This window comes from Methanoculleus sp. UBA413 (assembly GCF_002502935.1).
Classification (GTDB): Archaea; Halobacteriota; Methanomicrobia; order Methanomicrobiales; family Methanoculleaceae; genus Methanoculleus; species Methanoculleus bourgensis.
In genome coordinates this window covers 9,399-13,445 of record NZ_DAQR01000041.1, presented here as the reverse complement: position 1 = coordinate 13,445, position 4,047 = coordinate 9,399, and the positions used below count along the sequence as shown (strand labels likewise).

General features: G+C 64.1%; 4 protein-coding genes. 1 reads left to right on the top strand and 3 read right to left on the bottom strand.

Annotated features, from left to right (window positions below; translation table 11 throughout):
* A partial coding sequence (locus BP858_RS03020; RefSeq protein WP_286878808.1) for a glycosyltransferase family 4 protein occupies positions 1-752 on the top strand: 752 nt, incomplete at its 5' end.
* 4 nt (positions 753-756) lie between these two features.
* On the opposite strand, the gene BP858_RS03015 is transcribed toward BP858_RS03020, so the two are convergent.
* The 3 genes from BP858_RS03015 to wecB all read right to left on the bottom strand — a co-directional run.
* Positions 757-2,037 carry a glycosyltransferase gene (locus BP858_RS03015; RefSeq protein ID WP_286878807.1) on the bottom strand — a complete coding sequence of 427 codons (1,281 nt, stop codon included), beginning with the start codon at positions 2,035-2,037 and terminating at the stop codon, positions 757-759.
* Between the two features lie 36 nt (positions 2,038-2,073).
* Complete coding sequence (locus BP858_RS03010; protein WP_286878806.1) at positions 2,074-3,069, bottom strand: glycosyltransferase family 2 protein; 996 nt, start codon at positions 3,067-3,069, stop codon at positions 2,074-2,076.
* Between the two features lie 30 nt (positions 3,070-3,099).
* A partial coding sequence (gene wecB / locus BP858_RS03005; protein WP_286878805.1) for a non-hydrolyzing UDP-N-acetylglucosamine 2-epimerase occupies positions 3,100-4,047 on the bottom strand: 948 nt, incomplete at its 5' end.

Below are 4,047 nucleotides of genomic sequence, written 5' to 3'. Positions count from 1 at the left end.
ACCGGTTCCGGCTCTTCTACCAGACCCTCCTCAACCGGTGCGACCATGTGACGTTCGTCTCGGACCGGCTCAGGGAGAGGACCAGCGAGGTCTGGAACCTGAAGTTTCCGAGGACTGAGATAACCTATGCGGGGGCTCCTCAAGTTGCCACGGTGACCCCGGGAGAGGTTGCCGCGTTCCGCGAGCGGTTTGGTATCGGGGACCGCCGACCGGTGCTCCTCGCCCTCGGCCTGACCGCCCTGAAGTACAAGGCCGAAGGCCTGAAACACCTCATCCAGGCTGTAAACCTCCTCAAAGAGAAGTATCCGGAGATCGTCCTCATCGCGACACGGAGGGGCGTTTTCTCCCTGGAGGTAGAGGAGTTCACACGGGTCGAAGGGGCATCCGGGCACGTCATCTTCACAGGCGATATCGAGAACCCCTCTGTGCCACTCTCACTCTGCGACATCTACACCCATATCACCCTCGGAGACGGACTGCCGATAGCGCTCCTTGAGGCTATGGCCATGGGCAAACCTATCGTCGCAACCCCGGTGGCAGGGATTCCGGAGGCGATCTGGGATGGGGAGAATGGTATCCTCGTGCCGCCAGAACCGGCGGAGATCGCCGAAAAGATCGATTACCTGCTCAAGAACCCGGATGTAGCCCGGCGCCTCGGTGCAAACGCGAAGAAGACCGTTGACGAGCGGTTCACATGGCAGAAGAGTGCGGCGAAGTTTCTGGTGCTCTTCTCGGACGGCCGGCGGGTGTGACGGATCACTGCAGGAGGGCCTGCAGGTCACCGGCGAAGGCGCTGAAGTTCCGGTCTGCGTTGTAGCGGCGCTCCCAGTTCTCCCTGCACGCCGACCGCATCGGCCGGGCGCTATCGGTGTCGGCAGCGAGCCTGCAGACGGCTTCCGCGATATCCCGTGGTGCCGGGTTCTCCGGGAGCAGGATGCCTGTAGCACCGGAGACGATCTCCGGGGTCCCGCCCACCGCTGTTGCGATTACCGGGATCCCACAACTTTCCGCCTCCATGATCGAGACCGGGACGCCCTCGGACTCGCTGACGTTTACGAAGGCGTCGATGGGGCTCTGCCGATAATGTTCCAGGACGGCGGCGTTTGTGAGGTACCCGGTGAACCGGTAGCTGACGTTCCCGGGCAGTGTTGCATCCGCATAGGCCTCCACATCTGCCTGCAACGTCCCGCCCCCGATGTGCACCCACTCAAACTCCCGGTCTGGTTGCATCCGTCCTGCCTCCGCAAGGCCCCGGATCAGGAGGTCGATGCGTTTTATCGGGATGATATGGGAGCAGGAGACGGCCCGGAAGACCCCGTCTCGGGAGGGGGATGTAAGAAACCCGGGGTCTCCCGTGCCAAGCCGGGCCACCCGGAAGCCGGATGCGCACGGGGGGTACCGGGCTGATAGATGCCCCTTCCCGTGCTCAGAGACGGGGTAAACCCGGTCAAGGGAGCAGGCCCTGGCCTCCTCAAACGGCATGTAGGGCGGGGTGTAGCGTTCGGCGTAGAGGTCATACCCGTGCGCCCGCGAGACACACCGGATATCCGGAAAATCTCTCTTTGCCAGCACGGCGCCGAGTGCGGTGCCGTCAAACCAGTAGGTATAGAGGAGCGTTCGGGCGGGGTCGAGCCCCCCCTCCTCGACCCTCCGCGCAACCCAGTCCCGGACGTCGAGCGCGATGCCGAGGTAGCCGAGCGCCTTTCGCATCCCGGCCGGGTGGAGCATGGGGCGGTTTCTCCGGAGTTCGGTGTAGAACTCCGGGGATGCAAGCGACGAGAGGATGAGGTGCAGGTAGTAGGCCGTCGTACTCTCTCCCTGCGCATCATGCATGATGGAGGTCTCGGCCGATACGTTCCCCGGGAGCGACCGCTCAAGCCTCTCGCCGGGCGGGGGGTAGAGGCGCGGGACGAGCGTGACGGTGTCAAACGTCGAAGAGAGGTGCGGGAGTTCGCGGTCGAGGAACGACTCCACGACCTTGCTGAAGGGGTATGATGTGGTGAAGACCACCAGGTGGTCACCGTTCCCGGGAGTCATCGCCGCGGGTAAGGCGGCCGGAGCAGATAAGTGTTTTCAGTGTTGGGCGAGGACCGCTTTCATATGCCGGTAGCGCCGGTACCACGGGGCCGGTATGAGCGCCATAAGGGAGTATGCGATCTTTTGCCGGCGGTGCAGCCGGGTCGGGCACCAGGCCAGGTTAGCCCGTGCGAGGTCGGGGCGCCCGGCCTGGATGTTCCGCGCTGCGGTCTGCAGTTGTTTTGCGGCAACGTACTCCAGCACGTCGTCAAGCATCTCCGGAGGTATCTGCCCGCGTTCGATCGCGTGCCGTGCCGAAGCGACGAACGGGTTCTCGGGGACGGGCTGAATCCTTGTGCAGGCCCTGCTGGCCACGTCGGTATGATAAACCGCCCCGACCCGCCAGGTGAACGCGATCGGGTAGCGGAACGCAATCCTGCCCCAGAGGTCCACGTCCTCGCCCCACCAGTGGCCTTCGGCAAATCCCCCCGTCTCCTTAAGGACCCCTCTTGGTATCGCCACCGAGGAGGAACTGATCGGCGGTTCGCCGAGGGCAGCTGACCGAAAGTAGTTCGGGAGCAGCCCGCTCCAGGGGGTCGGAGGCACGGCCGCAATCGAGGCAACCCTTCTCCCGCCGTCCGGGTTGTAGATCGTGTAGGCCGTCGCATACAACCCGGCCCCCGGGTAACGCCTGCGGAGATCGAGGGCCGTCTCAAGGAAAGCAGGATACCATTCGTCGTCCGCATCCAGGAATGCTACGAGATCCGCCCATGACTCCCGGATCCCCCGGTTCCGTGCAGCCGAGGCGCCCCGGTTCTCCTGTGTGATCAGGCGTATCCGGGGGTCTGCAAAATGCTCGACGATTGCCGCGCCCCCGTCGGTTGAGCCGTCGTCGACGACGATGACCTCAAACTCCTGTTCAGTCTGGGCAAGCACCGACTGGATTGCCCGCCCGATGTACGGGGCCTTGTTGTAGAGGGGGATGACCGCCGAAACAACTGGTCTGCCGCCTGTCAGAAGCCCGCACCTCCCTCGTCGCGGAGGGGTATGCACCCCCTACACGCCGGGGCGCCTGATGACATCTCAGGAACGAATAATCTTTGCAATCCCGGCGGCGGCCCGACCGTCCCCGAAGAGCGGCGGCTGGTCCCCCGCCGGAGCAAACTCATGGATCATCGAGACGATCTCCTCCCTCCCCGCCCCCACAAGCACATTCCACCCGGCCTCGACCGTCTCGACCCACTCTGTGTTCTCCCGGAGCGTGATGCAGGGCACGCCGAGCATGTAGGCCTCTTTCTGGACGCCGCCTGAGTCAGTGAGGATCTTTGCCGCATGCGCCATCAGGTGGAGCATGTCGAGGTAGCCGAGCGGTTCGGTGACCTGGACGTTCTCCGGCATCTTCGCAAGGAGGCCATACCGCCCGAGATAGTTCCGTGTCCGGGGATGGACCGGGAAGACGACCGGCATCCCCGCCTCTGCGAGGGCGCCGAGGATGGCGACCATGTTCTCCTGGCTATCGGTGTTCGACGGCCGGTGGACGGTGATGACGAGGTACTCCCCCGGTCGAACCCCGACCGCCTCAAGGATCCGGGAGCGCTCTTCCGCAACCGCGCGATTGTAATTCATCGCATCAACCATCACGTCGCCGACAAGGTGGACGCCCCCCGTGATCCCCTCGGCCGCGAGGTTCTCCACAGCAGTCTTTGTGGGGCAGAAGAGGAGGTCAGAGCAGTGGTCGGTGAGCACCCGGTTGATCTCCTCCGGCATCCGGCGATCAAAACTCCTGAGCCCCGCCTCGACATGCGCCACCGGCACGTGGAGTTTTGCCGCCGCAAGCGCGCCCGCGAGGGTTGAGTTCGTGTCACCGTAGACGAGGACGAGGTCCGGGTTCTCCTGCTGGAGGACGTCCTCGATCGCCCCGAGCATCGCCCCGGTCTGGTGACCGTGGGTTCCGGAGCCGATGTTGAGGTTGTAGTCTGGCTTCGGGATCGCGAGTTCCTCAAAGAAGACCTCCGACATCCCGTGGTCGTA